This window comes from Roseococcus sp. SYP-B2431 (assembly GCF_004336745.1).
Classification (GTDB): domain Bacteria; phylum Pseudomonadota; class Alphaproteobacteria; order Acetobacterales; family Acetobacteraceae; genus Roseococcus.
Genome location: NZ_SJXD01000022.1, coordinates 117450 through 137142 on the forward strand (window position 1 = coordinate 117450; position 19693 = coordinate 137142).

Genomic DNA, 19693 nt, shown 5'->3' on the forward strand with positions numbered 1-19693 from the left:
GAACGGGGCCGCTCTTCTTGACCACGCGGCCAAGTGTCCGCATCTCCTCGCCCTGGACCGTCCTCGCGGCGGGCAGCGAGGGAACTTCATGACGAATTCGACCCCCCTGGCCGAGGTGGCGCCGCCCGCCGGCCCCAGGAAGCGCCTGTTCCTGCGCAGCTGGGGCTGCCAGATGAACGTCTACGACACCGGCCGCATGGCCGACGTCCTGGCGCCGCTGGGTTACGCGCCGGTGGATGCGCCCGAGGGCGCGGACATGATCATCCTCAACACCTGCCACATCCGCGAGAAGGCCACCGACAAGCTCTTCTCCGAGCTCGGCCGCCTGCGCCTGCTGAAGGAGGAGAAGGAGGCGAAGGGCGGCGGGATGGTGCTGGCGGTGGCGGGCTGCGTCGCCCAGGCCGAGGGCGCCGAGATCGTTGCCCGCGCTCCTTATGTGGACATCGTCCTGGGGCCGCAGAGCTACCACAGGCTGCCGGAGATGGTGGCCCGCGCGGGCCGGGCGGCCGGGGCGGTCGTCGAGACCGAGTTTCCCGTGGAGGAGAAGTTCGACCACCTGCCGGATGCCGCGGCGCCGCAGGGCGTGACGGCCTTTCTCACCATCCAGGAGGGCTGCGACAAGTTCTGCTCCTTCTGCGTCGTCCCCTATACGCGGGGCGCCGAGTACAGCCGGCCGGCCGCCGCCGTGCTGGCCGAGGCGCGCCGGATGGTGGCGCAGGGCACGCGGGAGCTCTCGCTGCTCGGGCAGAACGTGAATGCCTATCACGGAGAGGGTCCCGACGGCGCCGAATGGGGCCTCGCACGGCTGCTTTACGCCCTCGCGGAGATCCCCGGCATCGAGCGGCTGCGCTACACCACCTCGCATCCGCGCGACATGGACGATGCCCTGATCGCCGCCCATCGCGACATCCCTGCCGTCATGCCGTTCCTGCACCTGCCCGTGCAGTCCGGCTCGGACCGGGTGCTGGAGGCGATGAACCGCGGCCACACCGCCGAGGACTACCTTCGCCTCGTCGACCGGCTGCGCGAGGCCCGGCCGGACCTTGCCCTCTCCACCGACATCATCGCCGGCCACCCCGGCGAGAAGGAGGAGGACCACGAGGCGACGCTGGCGCTGATCCGTCGCGTCGGCTTCGCCTCGGCCTTTTCCTTCAAGTATTCGGCGCGTCCTGGCACGCCGGCGGCCGGCGCCCCATATCGTGTCGACGAAGCCGCCAAGGACCGCCGGCTGCAGGAGATCCAGGCGCTGCTGATCGAGCAGCAGGCCGCCTTCAACGCCTCGCTGACGGGCCGGACCGTGCCCGCGCTCTTCACCGGTCCGGGCCGCCGTCCCGGTCAGCTCTCGGGCCGCACGCCCTGGCTGCAACCCGTCCATGCCGCGGGGGATTTGTCCCTCGTCGGCCGCGTCGCGCCGGTGCGCATCCTTGCCGGCCAACCCTACTCCCTTCACGGGGAGCTGCTTCACGCCTTGCAACAGGAGAAGAACGCCGCTTGAGCAACGCCCTCGCCCTCCGCACCCGCTCCGGGCCTCCGGGCCCGCCCCCGTCCGAGCAGCGCAGCGTCACGCTGCAATTCGAGGACAATGCCCTTCTGCCCCTGCTCTACGGCGAGCATGACCGGCACCTGGCGCGGATCGAGCAGCGATGCGGCGTGCGATTGGCGAGCCGGGGCAACCGTCTCACCATCAGCGGCACGGGCGAGCGGACGGAGATGGCGGAACAGGTGCTGCGCGGGCTCTGGCGCGGGCTGGAGCGCGGGCAGTCGCTCTCCGCCTCCGAGGTCGAGGCCGCCATCCGCATGGCCGAGGGCGAGGCCGAGCAGGATCCGCGCCTGCCCCTGCAGGACATCCCGCAGATCCGCACGCGGCGCGGCGCCATTGCGCCCCGGACGCCGGCGCAGTCCGCCTACATGGACACGCTGGCCCGCGACGAGATGGTCTTCGGCATCGGCCCGGCCGGCACCGGCAAGACCTACCTCGCCGTGGCCCAGGGCGTTGCGCTGCTCCAGGCCGGACGGGTGGACCGCATCGTGCTCTCGCGACCCGCCGTGGAGGCGGGCGAGCGGCTGGGCTTCCTGCCCGGCGACATGAAGGAGAAGGTCGACCCCTATCTCCGCCCGCTCTACGATGCGCTGCACGACATGCTACCGGCCGAGCAGGTGGCGCGCCGGCTGGCCGCGGGCGAGATCGAGATCGCGCCGCTCGCCTTCATGCGTGGCCGCACCCTGGCCCATTGCTTCGCCATCCTAGACGAGGCGCAGAACACCACTCCCGCCCAGATGAAGATGTTCCTGACCCGCATGGGCGAGGGCACCCGGATGGCCATCACGGGCGATCCGAGCCAGGTGGATCTGCCGCCGGGCCAGAAGTCGGGGCTGGTAGAAGCGATTTCCATCTTGCGCGACGTGCCCGGAATTGGTTTCACGCATTTCGACGAGCGCGATGTGGTAAGGCATCCGCTCGTGGGCCGGATCGTGACGGCCTATGGACGTGCGGAGAGCGGTCGCCCTTCCAGGCCCCAAACGGGGCCAGGGCGCGCCGCTGGGAAGGAGTTGGATGTCGCCGGGAAGTAGTCTGCCCGGCAGTGGTTTTGCCGCTGCCGGGCTTTCGGATGTCGAGATCGTCTTCGCGGCGCCCGGCTGGAGGGGGGCCGTGCCCCGCGCAGAGGCCCTGGCGCGCCGCGCCGTCGAAGCCGCCCTGGCGGACCAGCGCACTTCCGGCCACCTCACCCTCCTCCTCACCGACGACGCCGAGATCCGCCGGCTCAACGGCGGATTCCGCGGCAAGGAGAAGGCGACCAACGTCCTCTCCTTCCCTGCCCCCTATGGCAGCCTGACGCTGGGCGACCTGGCGCTCTCGCTCGGCGTGGTGAAGCGCGAGGCCGCCGCCGAGGGGCGCCGAATCGCCGCGCATTACGCCCATCTCATCGTGCATGGCGTGCTGCACCTGCTGGGCCATGACCACCTCGCCGCCGGCGAGGCCGTGACGATGGAGCGGGCGGAGGCGCGCATCCTGCACCGGCTCGGCCTGCCCAATCCCTGGCGCCCGGGCTGGACCCGGGCCGGGTGGGCCGCCTGATGCCCTCCGACCATCCCCCAAGGAACGACGTGATCCGCCGCCTTCGCACCCTTTTCGGCCGGCGCGAGGAAAGCCTGCGCGACCGCGTCGAAGAGCTCATCGACGCGCCGGACGAGCTGGAGACCGACGCCCGCGCCGATTCACGCACCCTGGGCCCGCACGAGCGCGCGCTGCTCGGCAACGTGCTGAAGCTGCGCGGCGCGACGGCCTACGACGTGATGGTGCCGCGGGCCGACATCATCGCCCTGCCCTCCGAGCTCACGCTGGAGCAGGCGCTGCAGGCCGTGCAGCGCGAGGGCCACAGCCGCTATCCGGTCTATCAGGGCCAGCTCGACGACGTGCTGGGCATGGTCCATATCAAGGACGTCTTCGCGGCGGTCGGACGGCAGGCGCCGTTCAGCCTGCGCGCGATCCTGCGCAAGCCGCTGCTGGTGGTGCCGAGCGTCTCGGTGCTCGACCTGCTGCTGCGCATGCGCGAGGCGCGCATCCATATGGCGCTGGTGGTGGACGAGTATGGCGGCATCGATGGGCTGGTGACCATCGAGGACCTCGTCGAGACCATCGTGGGCGACATCGCCGACGAGCATGACGAGATCATGGGTCCGCAGATCGTCGAGCGCGCCGAGGGCGTGTTCGAGGTGGACGCCCGGACCGAGATCGACGCCTTCGAGGACAAGATGGGCCCGATCCTCACTGAGGAGGAGCGCGGCGCGGACATCGACACGGTGGGGGGGCTGGTGCTGAAGCTCGCCGGCCGCGTGCCGGCCCGGGGCGAGATCTTCACCCACAGCTCGGGGCTGGAGTTCCGGGTGCTCGACGCCGACGCCCGCCGCATCCGGCGGCTGCGCGTGCGGCGGCCGGCGGCGGACGGGGCCCAGGCGGCGGAGTAGTGTCGGGGGTGGTGCGCGGCGGAACGGGCCGGATCGGCGGTTCCGCCGCCTCCCCTGCCCCCATGCCGGCTTCCGGCGATCCGGGCTATAGCCGCGGCATGGCATCGCTCCTCGCCCGACTGTTCGCCCCCCTGGCTACCCGGCCCCCGCTCACCGCCTTTCTGCTGGGCCTGGCCTCCGTGCTGGCGCTGCCGCCGGTCTATGCGGTGCCGGTCCTGCTCTTCACCATTCCCGCATTCCTCACCCTTATCGGCCGGGCGACGAGCTGGCGGCAGGCGGCCTGGCTGGGGCTCCTCTACGGCTTCGGCTATAATCTCGCCGGCTTCTACTGGGTGACCCACGCCATCCTGACGGATGTGGCGAAGTTCTTCTGGCTCGTGCCCATCGCGGCGCCCGGCCTTGCCCTGCCCATGGCCGTCTACACCATCCTTCCCGCCGTCTTCGCCTGGCGGGTCGGGCCGGGCTGGCCGCGCGTGATCGGCTTCGCTGGCGCATGGGTCGTGGCCGAGTTCCTGCGCGGCTGGCTCTTCACCGGCTTTCCCTGGAACCTGATCGGCACGGTCTGGGCCTTCCGGCCGGAGCCCATCCAGCTCGCCAGCGTCATCGGCGTGCACGGCCTGTCCTTGCTGACGATCCTCCTCGCGGGATTGCCCATCCTGCGCAGCCGCAGGGCCAACCTCGGCGGCCTCGTCGTGCTCGCGCTCTGGGTGGGCTTCGGGATCTGGCGTCTGCAGGCGATCCCGCCCGCCGAGATGCCCGTGCGGATCGTGCTGGTCCAGGGCAACGTCGCGCAGGACGTGAAGTGGGACACCTCGCAGCGCCTGCCCATCTTTCAGCGCTACATCTCGCTGACCGGCGAGGCCGCCCGCGCCTCCGGGGCCTCGCATCCCGGCCAGCCCGTGCTGGCCATCTGGCCCGAGACGGCGAGTCCCTTCCTGCTCGCCCAGGATCCCGACGCGATGCGCCTCGCCGCGCAGGCCCTGCCGCCGGGCGGCCTGCTGTTGGCCGGCACCGTGCGTGCGGAGTGGAACGCCGAGGGGCGGCTCTCGCGCCTCTACAACAGCCTCGTGACGCTGAATCCCGAGGGTCAGGTCCTGGGCGTCTTCGACAAGGCGCATCTCGTGCCCTTCGGCGAGTTCATGCCCTTCGGCGGGCTGCTGCCGATCCGCCTCGTGACCGGCGGCGTCGACTTCTCCGCCGGTCCGGGACCGGGCGCGCTGCCGCTGCCGGACGGCCTTCCCTCACCCGGCCCGCTCATCTGCTACGAGGTGATCTTCTCCGGCCAGGTCGTCGGCGCCGAGCGTCCGGCCTGGCTGCTCAACATCACCAACGACGCCTGGTTCGGCCTCTCGGCGGGCCCCTTCCAGCATCTGGCGACGGCGCGGCTGCGCGCGGTCGAGGAGGGGTTGCCCATGGTGCGCGCCGCGCAGACGGGCATTTCCGCCGTCTTCGACGCCACCGGTCGGCAGGTGGCCCGGCTCGGCCTGGGCGCGACGGGCACCCTCGAATCGGCGCTGCCGGCCGCCCTCGCACCCACGTTCTTTGCCGAGGGCGGGCTCTGGATCCCGCTCGGCCTTTCCGCGTTCTCGCTGATAACCTCCGTTCTTTTCGGGAGGTTCCGGCGCTCCACCCCACCTCGCATTCCATGACCAGATAATTTATATATTGAGATTGGGAAAAATATTGACGCTGCGGCGACTTGAGGCTATGGCCGCGATACAGGTCAGGGCCACGATGCAGCCTGCAGGTGTGTTCCAGGCCGTTCACGCATAAAAAATGCAACCCCTATACAGCTCCTGAGCTTAGGGATTTTCAGGTCGGGCCTGAGCCGAGGGGATTCAGGTGGATGGTTTCAGTGAGAGAAGCGATGTCGAGCGGCGGAAGCACCGAACGGGCAGAGAAGGAACATCGTCCGAGCCCGATCGACGTGCATGTCGGGTCGCGCGTCCGCCTTCGCCGCACGCTTCTGGGCATGAGCCAGGAGCGCCTGGGCGAGGCGCTCGGCCTCACCTTCCAGCAGGTGCAGAAATACGAGCGCGGTGTGAACCGGATCGGCGCCTCGCGCCTCTTCGACCTCTCGCGCGTTCTCGACGTGCCGATCAGCTTCTTCTTCGACGACATGCCGGGCACCGTCGGCGGGAGCCAGAGCTTCGCCCGCCGCGTTTCCGGCTTCGCCGAGGCGCAGGATGGCTTCGAGGACGACACGCTGCATCGCCGCGAGACGCTGGAGCTGGTGCGGGCCTATTACCGCATCTCCGATCCCGCCGTGCGCAAGCGGGTCTTCGACCTCATCAAGGCGATGACGCCGGCTGAATAAACCCGCTTCGCGGATTATTCAGGGTCTTTCATGCCCTCATATGCCGGGCGCGCGCTCAGGGCGCCTGGCTTGCCCTCGGTGCGCCCGGCCGGCAGTCGGATTCGTCGGACGCATTGATCCTTCTGCGACACCGGTTCGGGGCCTAGGCCCCCAGCCGGTACCCGCCTTCATCCGTCAGCAGCAGCTTCGCCGCCTGCGGCTCCGGCTCGATCTTCCGCCGCAGCCGGTAGATATGCGTCTCCAGCGTGTGCGTCGTGACCGCGCTGGAATAGCCCCAGACCTCGCCCAGCAGCTCCGCCCGCGGCACCGCCCGCCCGCCCGCGCGATGCAGGTAGAGCAGGATCGCCGCCTCCTTCTCCGTCAGGCGGATCCGCTTCCCGCCGGGGCCGAGCATCAGCTTTCCCGCCGGATGGAAGGCGTAGCCGCCGAGCGGGATCGCCGCGTCCGGCGAGGCCTCGAAGGCCGCCAGCAGGGCATGCAGCCGGGCCACCAGGTCGGGCAGCCGCACCGGCCGCGGCACGCGCTCGCTGATCCCGGGCGGCAGCACGTGCGGAGCCTCCTCCGTCGCGGCCTGGCCGAGCAGCAGCACGGGCCGGCCGCCGCCCGCCTCGCGCAGCAGCGGCCCCCAATGCGAGGGCCCCGGCATCACGGCGGCGTCGAGCAACGTGGCGTCGATGCGCCCGGCCGCCTCGGCCAGCCGCAGCTGCCCGGCCTCCGGCGCCGCGGCCTCCGCGGAGAAGTCGGTGCCCTGGGCAAGCTGAGGGGGCAGCAGCGCGGCGAGCGCGGCGTCCGTGGTCACGAGCAGGAGTTTTCGGCCAGGCATGCGGGCCCATCGGTTACCAGCGTGCCTCGGGCATAGCACCCGCTCTGCCGCCGGGGAAAGGTTCGCCGAAACCGGGCCCGCTTTGACAGGTTGAGAAACTTTGCTGACCACCCCCTGCGAGACTGCATCCGATCGCCACATTTGATTCGTATGTGGAAAGCGCCTCAGGATCACGGCTTCATGAAAAGAAACGCCATTCAACCCTCGGCAAACCAGGCCCCGAAGCCCGCCTCCGCCGAGACCCTGGCGCTGCGCGCGGTCCACCGCGCCGTCTCAGAGCTCCGTCGCGGCACGCCCGTCGTGCTGCGCGGCCTGGCCGGCCAGGCCCTCGCCGTCGCCGCCGCCGAGACGGTGAGCGCCCCCGGCCTCGCGGAGATCTCCTCGCTGTCGGGCACCCCGCCCGTCCTGCTGCTCGCCCCGGTCCGCGCCGCCGCGGTGCTCCAGCGCCCCGTGCCGCTGACGGCACCGGAGGAGGGGGTCGTGGCGCTGCGCCTACCCCCTGCCCTGACCGCGCCCGACCGCCTTCGCAGCTTCGCCGATCCGACGGGCGAGCTGCTGCTCGGCCCCGAGGGACAGGCCATGGAGCTCGCGCCGCAGCCGCCGCTGGCCGTCGCAGCCCTCGCCCTGGGCAAGCTGGGCCGGCTGCTGCCGGCCCTCGTCGCCGCGCCTGTACCCGACCGCGAGGTGCCCGGCCTGCTGAGCGTCACCGCCGCCGAGATCCTCGCCTATCCGGCCACCGCGGCGACCACGCTGCGCGCCGTCGGCGAGGCCCGCGTGCCGCTCGAGGACGCGCCCGAAACCCGCATCACCGCCTTTCGCGCGGCCGATGGCGGGATCGAGCATCTGGCGATGACCGTCGGCGACCCCGCCGCCGTCCTGGCCGCCGGCGGCGCGCCGCTGGTCCGCCTGCATTCCGAATGCTTCACCGGCGACCTGCTGGGCTCGTTGCGCTGCGACTGCGGCCCGCAGCTGCGCGGCGCGCTGCGCCGCATGGCGGAGGATGGCGCGGGCGTGCTGCTCTATCTGGCGCAGGAGGGGCGCGGCATCGGCCTCGTGAACAAGTTGCGCGCCTATGCGCTGCAGGACCAGGGCCTCGACACCCTCGATGCCAACCGCGCCCTCGGCTACGGCGCCGACGAGCGCAATTTCCTGGTGGCCGCGACGATGCTGCGGCTGCTCGAGATCCCGCGCGTGCGGCTGTTGACCAATAATCCCGACAAGATCTCCGCCCTGTCCGCCTGCGGCATCGAGATCGTCAGCCGGGAGCAGCACGCCTTCGCCGGCAACGGCGTGAACGACCGCTATCTCGCAACCAAGGCCGAGCGCTTCGGGCATATGTTTTAGCCCCCGGCCGGCTGGGGCTCAGTCGCCGTCCAGCGCCAGCGTCGCGAAGCTCGCCAGCCAGTGCTCGCCCATGTAGTCGCTCGCGATGGCCGGCAGGCCGGCGGCCAGATGGCGCCCGGCGGTCTCCAGGAGGAGGGGCCGCCGCGGATCCTCCGGCGGCAGGGCGGCCGCCAGCGAGCGCCAGCACCAGGCCCGGCTGAGGTTCAGCCCATCGAGATGCGCGATCTTGCCGTCCGTGCGGTCGCTGACCGTCGCCGTCCGGAACAGGGTGGCGGGCTCGGCCGAGGCGATCCGCGGCAGGAAGCGGTCGAACCAGGGCCCGAACTCCGCGGCCGGCAGGAGGCGCCGCATGCACTCGGCCTCGATGAGGGCGGAGGACAGGAAGTCGTCGCCGCCCGGCTCGCCCCAGGCCGGGCAGTCCGCATCCGCGCCGTACCAGCGCCGCGCCGTCGCCCGCAGCAGCCCCGCCAGCGCCTCGTCCCGCGTCGCGTCGGCATAGTCGGCCGCCATGCGCAGGCCGAAGGCGGTGTTGAAATGCGTGCCGACGCGCACCGCATAGGTCGCCCGCGGCAGGAAATCGCGGAAGCGCTGGGCGAAGACCTCCGCCAGCGGCGCCAAGCTCGCGGCCCAGCGCGGATCCTCGAGCCGAGTCAGTTCCTCGGCCAGCTTCAGCAGCCAGGCCCAGCCATAGGGCCGCTTGAAGCCAGCGGCCGAGGGCGCGGCCAGATAGGCGCATTCGCCCGCGACCTTCTCCGGCGTGAACTGCGAGTCGAACAGCGCGCGGATCGCGGCCGCGGAGGGCAGCCCGGGAAAGTGCCGCAGCAGGCGCGCCAGCATCCAGTGGCCATGGACGCAGGAATGCCAGTCGTAGCTGCCGTGGAAGATGGGATGCAGCGCCCTGGGAGCCCGCAGGTCGGCAGGACCGTCGAGCACATGGTCCGGCTTGTGGGGATACTCGCGCCGGACATGCCCGAGGGCGATGGCGGCGAAGGTCTCCGCGGTGGCGGCGGTGAGGCTCGAAGTCACCGGCATCCCCTTCGCGCATTGGCGCACAGCCACTCGGTCCGGCAGGAGCGCCGGCCGGCAAGGCGGAAGCGCGCCGTCAGGTCACCCGGTCGAGCTCGGCATCGGACATCGTCCCCGGCACCACCGTCATCGGCACCGTCATCTTCGCGGCCAGCCGCCCGGTCAAGGCCTGGATCAGCGGCCCCGGTCCCTTGCTGTCCGCGGCAGAGGCCAGCACCAGGATGGAGATGCGCGGATCCTCGGCCAGCAGCGCCAGGAGCTCGTCCGCCGTCCTGCCCTCGCGCGTGATGAGGATGGGCAGGCCGCCCGTGATCTCCTTCACCTGGGCGGCGAGGCCGGCCAGCATGGTCTCGGCCTCCTCGAGCCGCTCCTGCGCCATCAGCGCGCCGATGCCGGCCCATTCGGCCTGCTCCACCGGCTCCACCACGCGCAGCAGCGCCACCCGTCCGCCGGACTTCGCGGCGCGCAGCGCGGCGTAGCGCAACGCGACCGCGCGCTCCGGGCTGTCGTCCACCACGACCAGAAAGACGCGATCGCGCCTCGCTCGCTCCGCCGCCTCAGGCATCATCCCCTCCGGAAGACCACGCTCCCCGCCCAGCCGGCGAAGCCCGCCGCCAGGATGCAGAGGAGAGCGTAGAGCACCGGCTGCCCATGCGCGACCTTCTCGATCTCGGCCGCCGATCCGGTCCTTTCCACGATGAAGCCGAGCTGCTCCGTCGCCACGATCCGCCGGGCGCGGACCAGCATCACCTCCACGCGGTAGCTGCCCGGCTGCACCGTGGAGGGCAGGAAGAGGCGGAAATTGAACAGCCGCGAGCCGGCGATCTCGATCGGCGAGGGATCCTCCTGCCAGAGGCGGGAGCTGCGCTTGAGCTCCACCAGCGCGCGGCGGAAGCCGGGCGCCCGGGCGCCGGTGAATTCGAGCGGGATGGAGTCGATGCCGATCCCGCGCTCCCGCCGGACCTGCTCGGGCAGGAGCTGCCAGGCCGGGCGCGTGCCGGCGACGGCGTAGAAGACCGGCACGTCCCCGAAGCGCGCCGAAGGCCCGTTGAGCCAGAGCCCGAGCACGTTGACCTTCCGCCGCACGACGAAAGGCCCCTGCGGCCCGCGCGCCATGACGATCACCTCGTCGCCGCCCGGGCCCAGCGGCTGCTCGGTGCTGCCGAAGACCAGGATGCTCTCTCCGATGAAGGCGGTGGTGATGGCGACCCGCTCGGTCGAGAGGCGGGCGACCAGCTCGGCGGGCTGGGCCGAAGCGGGCGCCAGCCAGGAGCCACCAGCCAGGAGCAGCAGCATCGCTCCGAGAATCCGGCCGCACCGCGGACGGCGCGCCAAGACCGGCCTGCCGGCTGGCGCACCCGGGAAGGCGCGAAGCCAAGCACGCGGAGCGCGCGCCCGGCGTTTGAGGGCACAAAAAAAACTCCCGCGCGCACTCACAGCGCGGGACCCACGCTGAAGAGGCTCGCGGGCACGCGCAGCAGATCCCAGAGCAGCGAGGCCGCCACCGCCAGCACCAGCGCACCCAGCAGCGCCCGCGTCTCCTCGCCCCGCAGCCGCGTGCCCATGGAGGCGCCGAACTGCGCGCCCGCCACGCCGCCCAGCAGCAGCAGCAGCGTCAGCACGATGTCCACGCCACCCACCTGGATCGCCTGCAGGAAGGTCACCGAGGCAGTCACGCAGACCACCTGGAACAGCGAGGTGCCGATCACGACCGCCGTCGGCATGCCGAGGATGTAGATCATCGCCGGCACCAGCATGAAGCCGCCGCCCACACCCATCACGGCCGAGAGCACGCCGATCACGAAGCCCACGCCCAACGGCGGGATCACGGAGATGTAGAGGCGGCTCTTGCGGAAGCGGATCTTGAAGGGCAGCCCGTGCGCCCAGCTGTGATTGTGCAGGCGATGCGCGTCGCCATGGCGGCGCCGGCGGAAGATGGCGCGCACGCTCTCCATCACCATCAGCATGCCAACCGAGCCGAGCACCACGACGTAAAAGATGGCGACCGCGGCATCCACCTGGCCGAGCCGCCTCAGCATGGCGAAGAGCTGCACGCCGGCGACGCTGCCGACCAGGCCGCCGGCCACCAGCACGCCGCCCATCTGCCAGTCGACATTGCCGCGCCGCGCCTGCGCCATCAGCCCCGAGACCGAGGCCCCCAGCGTCTGATTGGCGCCCGAGGCGACGGCGACGGTGGAAGGAATCCCGAGAAGGATCAGCACCGGCGTCAGCAGGAATCCGCCGCCCACGCCGAACAATCCCGACAGCCAGCCCACGGCGAAGCCGACGCCCACCAGGAGGAAGGCGTCCACGCTCATCTCGGCAATGGGCAGATAGACCTGCAATGAAACAAACCAAGCGAGGGACGCGGCCACCCTTCACCTGTAAAAATGGCATGGCAAGGGCAGGCCGGATGCGTTGCCGGATCACCTTGCGTAACCGCATCTTTCACGTCCGGCCTGTGGCCAGACAGGCGCAGGAGGCGCAGAACAGGCCCGCCATGATCAGCCGCCGATCGCTCCCCGCGCTGCTCGCCGCCCCCGTCTTGTACGCGCCGGCGTTGCGCGCCTACGCCCAGCCCGCCACCCAGGTCTCGCTGGTCCATCTCAACGACTTCCATTCGCGCCACGAGCCGATCGCCCCGACCTCCGCCGCCTGCCGCGCAGGCGAGGCCTGCTTCGGCGGCTCGGCGCGGATCGCGACCGCCATCGCCGAGGCGCGCGAGGCCGCGCGGGCGGAGGGCCGCGCCTCGCTGCTGCTCGATGCCGGCGACACCTTCCTCGGCAGCCTCTTCTTCACCCAGCACGAGGGCATGGCCGAGGCGGCGGTGCAGAAGGAATGGGGCGTGCAAGCCTTCACCCTGGGCAACCACGAGTTCGATCTCGGGCCCGAGAAGCTTGCCAGATACCTAGCCGCCGTGCCCTTCCCGGTGCTCTGCGCCAATATCGACGTAACGCAGGAGCCGGCGCTGGCCGGAAAGCTGGCGCCCACCATCGCCTTCCGGCGCGAGAACCTGCGCGTGGTCGTCGTGGGCCTGACCACGCCCGAGACGCCGATCCTCTCGGCCCCCGGGCCGAACGTGCGCTTCACCGACCCGCTGGAGGCCGCGAACCGCGCCGTCTGGGAGGCCCGGCGCGAGGGGCCGGCCACCGTCGTGGCGCTGTCCCATCTGGGCGTCGGCGCCGACCGGCGGCTGGCCGCCGAGGTCGCCGGCGTGGACGTGATCCTGGGCGGGCATTCGCACACGCTGGTGGCGCCGCCCATCGTCGTCGAGGGCAAGGACCGGCCGGTGCTGATCGCCCAGGCCCAGGCCTTCGGGAAGTATCTGGACCGCTTCGACCTGGACCTGGCCGCCGATGGCCGCATCGCCGCCTCGCAGCAGCACATGCGCGAGCTGACGGCGGACATCCACGAGGATCCCGGCGTGGCCGCGATCGTCGCGCGCTTCGCCGAGCCGCTGGAGGCGCTGCGCCGGCGCGTCGTGGGCCGGCTGCCCGCGCCGCTGGACAACCGCACCTGCTACCTCGCCCCCTGCGCGCTCGGCGAAACCGTGGCGGAGGCGATGCGCAAGGCCGTCGACGCCGAGATCGGATGGCAGAACGGCGGCGGGCTGCGGGCGGGACTGTCCGCGGGCGAGATCTCGGTGGGCGACCTGCTGACCGTGCTGCCCTTCGGCAACACGGTCTCGCGCGTTCGGCTGCGCGGCACGACGATCAGGGCGGCGCTGGAGAACGGGCTGTCGCGGCTGCCGCAGGCCTCGGGGCGCTTCCCGCAGCTTGCCGGGCTGCGCTTCACCGCGGATGCCGCCCGCCCGTCCGGGGAACGCGTGGCGAGTGCCGAGGCGCGCGAGCCGGACGGAAGCTGGAAGCCGCTCGACCCGGCGCGCGCCTATCTGGTCGCGACCAACGACTTCCTCCGCCGCGGCGGCGACGGCTACGCCATGTTCACCGAGGCGGCGCTGGAAGCGCGGGACGATGGGCCACTGGTCAGCGACGCGGTGGAGCGGGCGCTGGGCGGCTGAGCGGGCGATCCGCCCCCCGGGCCGGTCAGTGGCCGGTGCTCTTCGAGAAGAGGTTCATGACCAGGACCCCGGCGACGATCAGCGCCATGCCGACCATCGCCGGCACGTCCAGCTTCTGCCCCTGCCAGAGCCAGGCGGCGGCCGCGATCAGCACGATGCCCACGCCGGACCAGATGGCATAGGCGATGCCCGTGGGGATCGTTCGCAGCGTCAGGGACAGGCAGAAGAAGGCCAGCAGATAGGCCGCCGCGCAGACCAGGCTCGGCCCCAGCTTCGTGAAGCCGTCGGCCCTCTTCAGAAAGGTCGTGCCGACGACCTCGGCCAGGATGGCGACCGCCAGGTAGAGGTAGTTCACGGACGGGCTCCCGAAAGCCGTTGGGGGACGCGCCAGGCGGGCGAAGGCGTCACGCCCGCGGCAGGAAGCCCACGATCCGCTTCGCCTCGGTGACGATCGGCTGCGCGATCGCCTCGGCCTTCTCCGCCCCCTTCCGCAGCTCGGCGTCGAGCGTCGGCAGGTCCTCCAGATAGCGCAGCATCTCCGCGCGGATCGGCCCGAGATGGGCGATCAGCGCATCCGCCAGGATCTCCTTGAAGGGGCCGAAGCCCTTGCCGCCATGCTCCCGCAGTACGGTCTCGGGGGTGCTCCCGGTGATCGCCGCCAGCATGCCGACGAGGTTGCGCGCCTCCGCCCGCCCCTCGAAGCCCAGCACGTTCTCCGGCAGCGGCTCCGGATCGGTCTTCGCGCGCTTGATCTTGTTGCGGATCGTGTCGGCATCGTCGTTGAGGTTGATGCGCGACTGGTCGGAAGCGTCCGACTTGCTCATCTTCTTCGTGCCGTCGCGCAGCGACATCACCCGCGCGGCTACGCCCAGGATATGCGGCTCGATGCGGGGGAAGAACTCCACGCCGTAATCGTGGTTGAACTTCTGGGCGATGTCGTTGGCGAGCTCGAGATGCTGCTTCTGGTCGTCGCCGACCGGAACCGAGGTCGCCTTGTAGGTCAGGATGTCGGCCGCCATGAGGTTCGGATAGACGTAGAGGCCCGAGGACATTGCCTCCGAGTTCTTGCCGGCCTTGTCCTTGAACTGCGTCATGCGGTTCAGCCAGCCGAGCCGCGCCACGCAGTTGAAGATCCAGGCGAGCTCGGCATGCGCGGGCACATGGCTCTGGACGAAGAGCGTGCACTTGCCGAGGTCAAGGCCGCAGGCCAGCAGCGTCGCCGCCATCTCGCGCGTCTGGGCGAGGAGCTGGGCGGGCTCCTGGAAGACGGTGATGGCGTGCATGTCCACCACGCAAAAGAGGCACTCATGCTCGTCCTGCATGGGCACCCAGTTCCGGATCGCGCCCAGGTAGTTGCCCAGGGTGGGCACGCCGGAGGGTTGGATGCCGGAAAACACGCGCTGCATAGCCGATGACCTGTTCGATGTCGCGGGCCAGTGGTTCGCGCTCCCCGGCGCCCAGGTCAAGCCCGGCGGACCCCCGTGAAGTTCGAGAGGCCGTCGGGGATGTCCACCAGGCTCCGGTGGTGTGCGATGACCCGGTAGTATTCCCCGAGCGGCATATAGGGCACGTCCTGGAAGAACTGGGTCTGCAGCTGCCGCGCGACCGCCTGTTGCGCGGGCTGGTCGGGGGCGGCCATCCACTCCTGCCGCAGGCGCTCCAACGGCTCGCTGGTCGGCCAGCCGAACCAGGCGCGGCTGCCGGTGGCCCGCAGGCCGAGATTGGCCACGGGGTTGATCAGCCCGGCGGCGCTGAAGCCCGTGATGAACACGCTCCAGCCGCCGCGCTCCACCGGCTCGCGCGAGCCGCGGCGCTGGATGACGCTGCCCCAGTCGGCCGAATAGGCCTCGGCGTTCATGCCGGCGCGCTGGAACATGTCCACCGCGACATCGGCCATGGCCTTCAGATAGGCCATGTCCATGGGCTGCAGCACCACGACCTTCTCGCCGCTATAGCCGGCGGCGGCGAGGTCGCGCTTGACCTTGTCCATGTCGCGTGGGCCGCGCAGCACGTCCAGGCCGGCGTCGTTCGCCATGGGCGTGTTGGGCAGGAAAAGGCCCACATCGTTGCGCCAGAGGCTTTTGTCCTCGCTGAAGCCGGCGGTCATATAGGCCGACTGGTCGAGGGCTCCGAGCATCGCGCGGCGGATCGCCGGATTGTCGAAGGGCGCATGCAGGTGGTTGAAGCGCAGCACGCTGATGCTGCTGTCGTCCGTCACCTTCACGACGTTGTTGCGCGAGCGGCGCAGGAGCGGCAGCAGGTCGTTCGGCGCATATTCCAGCCAGTCCACCTCGCCCTGCTGCAAAGCGGCGGCGGCCGTGGCGGGGTCGGGCAGGACGTGCCACTCGACGCGATCCATATGCGCGACCTTGGGCCCGGCCGAGCGGCTGGCGACGCCATCGGGGCGGGGCACATAGCCCTCGAACCGGCGATAGACGACGCGGCTGCCGGAGACGCGCTCCTCGGGAACGAAGCGATAGGGGCCGCTGCCCACCATCTCCGCCACGGCGCGCGAGGGGTCGGTCAGGGCCAGGCGCTCGGGCATGATGGCCGGCATCGCGGCCGTCACCTTGCCCAACGCCTCTGCCAGCAGGGGGAAGGGCCGCTTGAAGCGGAAGCGGATGGTGCGGTCGCTCGGCGCGGTCAGTTCGTCGAGATTGGCGAGCATCTCCTGGCCGAACATGTCGCGCGCGGCCCAGCGGCGGATGCTGGCCACGCAGTCGCGGCCGCGCACCGGCTCGCCGTCGTGGAAGCGCAGGCCCTCGCGCAGGGTGATGACCCAGCTGCGGCCGTCGTCCTCGACGACGTGGCCGGCGGCCATCTGCGGCCGCACGTTGTAGTGGGCATCCAGGCCGTAGAGCGTGTCGAAGACCATGAAGCCGTGGACCAGCGTCACCGTGGCGGTGTTGAACACGGGGTCGAGCACCGTCAGGTCGGCCTGCGGCACGAAGCGGATTATGCGCGAGGCGGCGCCCTGCGCCCCGACGACGCGCGGCGCGGCAATGAGCGCGCCGGAGGCGCCGAGCAGCTGGCGGCGGGTGGTCATGGATCGGTCTCCTGGGAAGTCGGTCCGCAGGATGCCGCAGCGGCGAGGATCCGGGGAGGGGTTCCGTCGCGCTTTCCGGCGACGCATCATCCGGAATTCCTTATCGAGACGGATTTCCATGGCCCTGCGCTGCGACCTCATCATCCGCGATGCCACCCTGATCGACGGCACGGGCGCCCCGCGCCGTCGCGGCGACATCGGCGTGAAGGGCGATCGCATCGCGGCGGTGGGCGACCTCTCGGGCATGAGCGCCGACCGCGAGGTGATGGCCCAGGGCCGCGTCGTCGCGCCCGGCTTCATCGACGCGCATACCCATGACGACCAGGCCGTGCTCTGCGGCCCCGCCTGCATGCTCTGCAAGACCAGCCAGGGCGTCACCACCGTCGTCGTGGGCAATTGCGGCATCAGCCTCGCGCCCTTGACCATGAGCGAGCGCCCGCCCGCCCCGCTCGATTCGGTGGGCGAGCTGGAATGGTGGCGCTTCGGCAGCTTCGCCGAATATGCCGAGCGCCTGCGCGTCGAGCCCTCCTCGGTCAACACGCTCGCGCTCATCGGCCACATGTCCCTGCGCGTCGGCGCCATGGGCCGCGACCTCGACCGTCCCGCGACGGACAAGGAAGCCGAGCGCATGCGCCAGCAGCTCGCCGAGGCGCTGGGCGAGGGCGCGGCGGGCCTGTCCACCGGCCTCTTCTACCCGCCCAGCAAGCATGCGCCGACGGACGAGGTCATCGCGGTGGCCGAGGCGCTGCGCGAGACGGGCGGGCTCTACGTCACCCATATGCGCGACGAGGCTGATCATGTGCTGGAAAGCATCGAGGAGACGCTGAAGATCGGCGCCGCCGTGGGCGCGCCCGTGGTGATCAGCCACCACAAATGCGCCCAGCCGGAAAATCACGGCCGCTCGGTGCAGACCCTGCCGCTGATCGAGCAGCATGCGGAAAGATATCCGGTGGCCTTCGACGTGTATCCTTACGCGGCGGCCTCCACCTCGCTCGCCGCGCGTAAGCCGCGCCCGGACGTGCCCATCACGGTCGCCAATTCCGTGCCGCATCCGGAGATGGCCGGCCGCGCGTTGAAGGACATCGCGGAGGAATGGGGCGTGGGCCTGGAGGAGGCGGCGAACCGCCTGCTGCCGGCCGGCGGCGTCTTCCACAACATGTCCGAGGACGACGTGCGCCGCATCATGGCGCATCGCCTGTCCATGATCGGCAGCGATGGCGGGCCGCTCGCCAAGCACCCGCATCCGCGCCTCTGGGGCACCTTCCCCCGCGTGCTCGGCCATTACAGCCGCGAGCTCGGCCTCTTCGACCTCGAGACCGCCGTGCACAAGATGACAGGCCGCACCGCGAAGGTCTTCGGCATCGTCGATCGCGGGACGCTGACCGAGGGCGCCTATGCCGACCTCGTGATGTTCGACGCAGCGACCGTGAAGGACCGCGCCACCTTCGCCGAGCCACGCCAGGTGGCCGACGGCATCGTCGAGACCTGGGTGAACGGCCAGTCCGTCTACACCCACGCCGAGGGCGCGAGCGACACCCCGGCCGGACGCCTGCTGCAACGCGCGGCGTGACGCTGCGGCCGGGCGCATCGTCGCCCGCCCCGGCCGCTTCAGCGCCTGAGGCTGCGCTTCAGCTCGCGCAGGTTCAGCCCGCCCGAGAGCTGCGCCACGAGGAAGTAGCAGGCGCCGCCCATGGCGCAGACCAAGCCCAGCAGCGCGATGCCGATCAGCCCCGGGCCCGGCGCCAGCGCCCAGCTCAGCCCGGCCAGCACGACGCCCATGACGGCAGCCGCGGCAAGGAGCCGCGGCGCCGCGCGGCGCAGGCGGTGGTCCCAATGCAGCTGGCCCCGGCGCGACAGCAGCCAGGCCAGCAGCCCCGCATTCACCCAGGCCGAGACGACCGTCGAAAGCGCCACGCCCACATGCTGGAGTGGCCCCATCAGCAGCAGGTTCAGCCCGAGGTTCAGCGCCACGCAGCAGATGCCGATCTTCACCGGCGTCGCCGTGTCGCCGCGCGCGAAGAATCCCGGCACGAAGACCTTCACCAGCACGAAGGCCGGCAGGCCGAGGGAATAGGCGACGAGCGCATGCGAGGTGAGCCGCGCCTCCTCCGCGCCGAAGGCGCCGCGCTGGAACAGCGCCGCCAGGATGGGCAGGGCCAGCACCGCCAGCGCGACCGCCGCCGGCACCGCCAGCGCGATGGAGATCTCGATGGCACGGTTGATGCTGCGATGGGCCGAGAGCGGCTGGCCCGCATGGATCTGCTTCGCGAGCAGCGGCAGCAGCGCCGTCGCCACCGCCGCCCCGATCACGCCCAGCGGCAGCTGCGCCACGCGGTCGGCATAGTAGAGGTAGGAGACCGAGCCCGAGGGCAGAAAGGAGGCGATGATCACGTCCACCGCGAGGTTGACCTGGGTCACGCCCGCGCCGATCAGCCCCGGCCCCATTCGCCGCAGCACCATCCTCACCTCGGGCGGCAGGGTGGGCGCGTGGAACAGGTTCAGCGCCATGCCCGCCCGCGCGCAGGCCCACATCACGAGGCCCAGCTGCACCCCGCCGGAGAGGGTGACGCCCCAGGCGAGCGCATGCGCGGGCGTCGCCACGAAGGGCGCCAGCGCGAAGAGCGCGATCATGGAGAGCAGGTTGAAGAAGATCGGCGCTGCCGCCGCCGCCGCGAATTTGCCGAGCCCGTTCAGCACGCCGCTCACCAGCGCCGTCAGGCAGATCAGCAGCAGATAGGGGAAGGTGATGCGCGTCAGCTCGACCGCCAGCTCGAACTTGCCGGGGTCGTCCCGGAAGCCGGGCGCCAGCACCTGCATGACCTGCGGCATGAAGAGGAGCCCCAGCCCGGTCAGGATCGCGAGCCACAGCGTCAGCAGCATCGCCATCCGCTCCGCCAGCGCCTTGGCCGCCGCCGGGCCGCGCTGCGTCAGCGCCTGGGCGAAGGCGGGCACGAAGGCGGCGTTGAAGGCGCCCTCGCCGAAGAGCCGGCGGAACAGGTTGGGAAGCTTGAGCGCGACGAAGAAGGCATCGGCCATGGGGCCCGCGCCCAGCTTCGAGGCGATCAGCATGTCCCGGAGGAAGCCGAGCACGCGGCTCGCCATGGTCCAGGCGCCGACGGTGGCGATGGAGCGGAGCATGCGCCGCCGGCG

General features: G+C 71.1%; 18 protein-coding genes. 9 read left to right on the forward strand and 9 right to left on the reverse strand.

What is annotated here, in order from left to right; all coding sequences use genetic code 11:
- Positions 1-88 precede the first annotated feature (88 nt).
- The 6 genes from miaB (at position 89) to EJV46_RS08580 (ending at position 6283) form a co-directional block, all read left to right on the forward strand.
- Positions 89-1495: a tRNA (N6-isopentenyl adenosine(37)-C2)-methylthiotransferase MiaB gene (gene miaB, locus EJV46_RS08555; protein ID WP_131548199.1), complete on the forward strand. Its 1407-nt coding sequence runs from the start codon at positions 89-91 to the stop codon at positions 1493-1495.
- On the forward strand, positions 1492-2571 hold the full coding sequence (locus tag EJV46_RS08560; RefSeq protein WP_131548200.1) for a PhoH family protein: 1080 nt from the start codon (positions 1492-1494) through the stop codon (positions 2569-2571). The genes miaB and EJV46_RS08560 overlap by 4 nt, the downstream gene beginning before the upstream one ends.
- A 79-nt stretch (positions 2572-2650) precedes the next feature.
- Entirely contained in the window at positions 2651-3076 is a 426-nt protein-coding gene (ybeY, locus tag EJV46_RS08565) for an rRNA maturation RNase YbeY (protein ID WP_240782471.1), read from the forward strand.
- A complete protein-coding gene (locus EJV46_RS08570) occupies positions 3076-3966 on the forward strand; it encodes a hemolysin family protein (protein WP_131548202.1) in 891 nt (296 codons plus the stop codon). Before ybeY ends, EJV46_RS08570 begins: the two co-directional genes overlap by 1 nt.
- A 98-nt stretch (positions 3967-4064) precedes the next feature.
- Entirely contained in the window at positions 4065-5615 is a 1551-nt protein-coding gene (lnt, locus tag EJV46_RS08575) for an apolipoprotein N-acyltransferase (RefSeq protein WP_131548203.1), read from the forward strand.
- A gap of 218 nt (positions 5616-5833) precedes the next feature.
- On the forward strand, positions 5834-6283 hold the full coding sequence (locus EJV46_RS08580; protein ID WP_131548204.1) for a helix-turn-helix transcriptional regulator: 450 nt from the start codon (positions 5834-5836) through the stop codon (positions 6281-6283).
- A gap of 142 nt (positions 6284-6425) precedes the next feature.
- Here EJV46_RS08580 and EJV46_RS08585 read toward each other — a convergent pair whose 3' ends face one another.
- The gene (locus EJV46_RS08585) at positions 6426-7106 is read right to left on the reverse strand and encodes a response regulator transcription factor (protein ID WP_131548205.1); all 681 of its coding nucleotides are present in this window, start codon (positions 7104-7106) and stop codon (positions 6426-6428) included.
- A gap of 180 nt (positions 7107-7286) precedes the next feature.
- Here EJV46_RS08585 and ribA point away from each other — a divergent pair, with 180 nt between their 5' ends.
- Positions 7287-8450: a GTP cyclohydrolase II gene (ribA, locus tag EJV46_RS08590; protein WP_131548206.1), complete on the forward strand. Its 1164-nt coding sequence runs from the start codon at positions 7287-7289 to the stop codon at positions 8448-8450.
- Positions 8451-8468: 18 nt separating this feature from the next.
- Here the strand turns inward: ribA and EJV46_RS08595 are convergent, their stop codons facing one another.
- The 4 genes from EJV46_RS08595 to EJV46_RS08610 all read right to left on the reverse strand — a co-directional run bounded on the left by EJV46_RS08595 (position 8469) and on the right by EJV46_RS08610 (position 11821).
- Positions 8469-9482, reverse strand: a complete 1014-nt coding sequence (locus tag EJV46_RS08595; RefSeq protein ID WP_131548207.1) for a DUF2891 domain-containing protein — start codon at positions 9480-9482, stop codon at positions 8469-8471.
- Positions 9483-9552: 70 nt separating this feature from the next.
- On the reverse strand, positions 9553-10041 hold the full coding sequence (locus EJV46_RS08600) for a universal stress protein (protein ID WP_131548208.1): 489 nt from the start codon (positions 10039-10041) through the stop codon (positions 9553-9555).
- Positions 10041-10772 (reverse strand): TIGR02186 family protein, encoded by a 732-nt coding sequence (locus EJV46_RS08605; RefSeq protein ID WP_131548209.1) that lies wholly within the window; start codon positions 10770-10772, stop codon positions 10041-10043. The genes EJV46_RS08600 and EJV46_RS08605 overlap by 1 nt, the downstream gene beginning before the upstream one ends.
- Before the next feature lie 137 nt (positions 10773-10909).
- Positions 10910-11821, reverse strand: a complete 912-nt coding sequence (locus tag EJV46_RS08610) for a sulfite exporter TauE/SafE family protein (protein ID WP_131548210.1) — start codon at positions 11819-11821, stop codon at positions 10910-10912.
- A 155-nt stretch (positions 11822-11976) separates the two neighbouring features.
- Here EJV46_RS08610 and EJV46_RS08615 point away from each other — a divergent pair, with 155 nt between their 5' ends.
- Positions 11977-13497, forward strand: coding sequence for a bifunctional UDP-sugar hydrolase/5'-nucleotidase (locus tag EJV46_RS08615; RefSeq protein WP_240782473.1), 1521 nt, complete (start codon positions 11977-11979; stop codon positions 13495-13497).
- Positions 13498-13522: 25 nt separating this feature from the next.
- On the opposite strand, the gene EJV46_RS08620 is transcribed toward EJV46_RS08615, so the two are convergent.
- From EJV46_RS08620 to EJV46_RS08630, 3 genes are read right to left on the reverse strand one after another with little or no spacing between them, the layout of a single operon-like run.
- Positions 13523-13852, reverse strand: a complete 330-nt coding sequence (locus EJV46_RS08620; protein ID WP_131548212.1) for an SMR family transporter — start codon at positions 13850-13852, stop codon at positions 13523-13525.
- Between the two features lie 49 nt (positions 13853-13901).
- Positions 13902-14903 carry a tryptophan--tRNA ligase gene (gene trpS / locus EJV46_RS08625; protein WP_131548213.1) on the reverse strand — a complete coding sequence of 334 codons (1002 nt, stop codon included), beginning with the start codon at positions 14901-14903 and terminating at the stop codon, positions 13902-13904.
- Between the two features lie 56 nt (positions 14904-14959).
- Positions 14960-16543, reverse strand: a complete 1584-nt coding sequence (locus tag EJV46_RS08630) for an ABC transporter substrate-binding protein (protein ID WP_131548214.1) — start codon at positions 16541-16543, stop codon at positions 14960-14962.
- Between the two features lie 118 nt (positions 16544-16661).
- Between EJV46_RS08630 and EJV46_RS08635 the strand changes: the two genes are divergently transcribed.
- Complete coding sequence (locus EJV46_RS08635) at positions 16662-18113, forward strand: amidohydrolase family protein (protein WP_131548215.1); 1452 nt, start codon at positions 16662-16664, stop codon at positions 18111-18113.
- A gap of 38 nt (positions 18114-18151) precedes the next feature.
- Here the strand turns inward: EJV46_RS08635 and murJ are convergent, their stop codons facing one another.
- Positions 18152-19681 (reverse strand): murein biosynthesis integral membrane protein MurJ, encoded by a 1530-nt coding sequence (gene murJ / locus EJV46_RS08640; RefSeq protein ID WP_131548216.1) that lies wholly within the window; start codon positions 19679-19681, stop codon positions 18152-18154.
- Between the last annotated feature and the right edge of the window lie 12 nt (positions 19682-19693).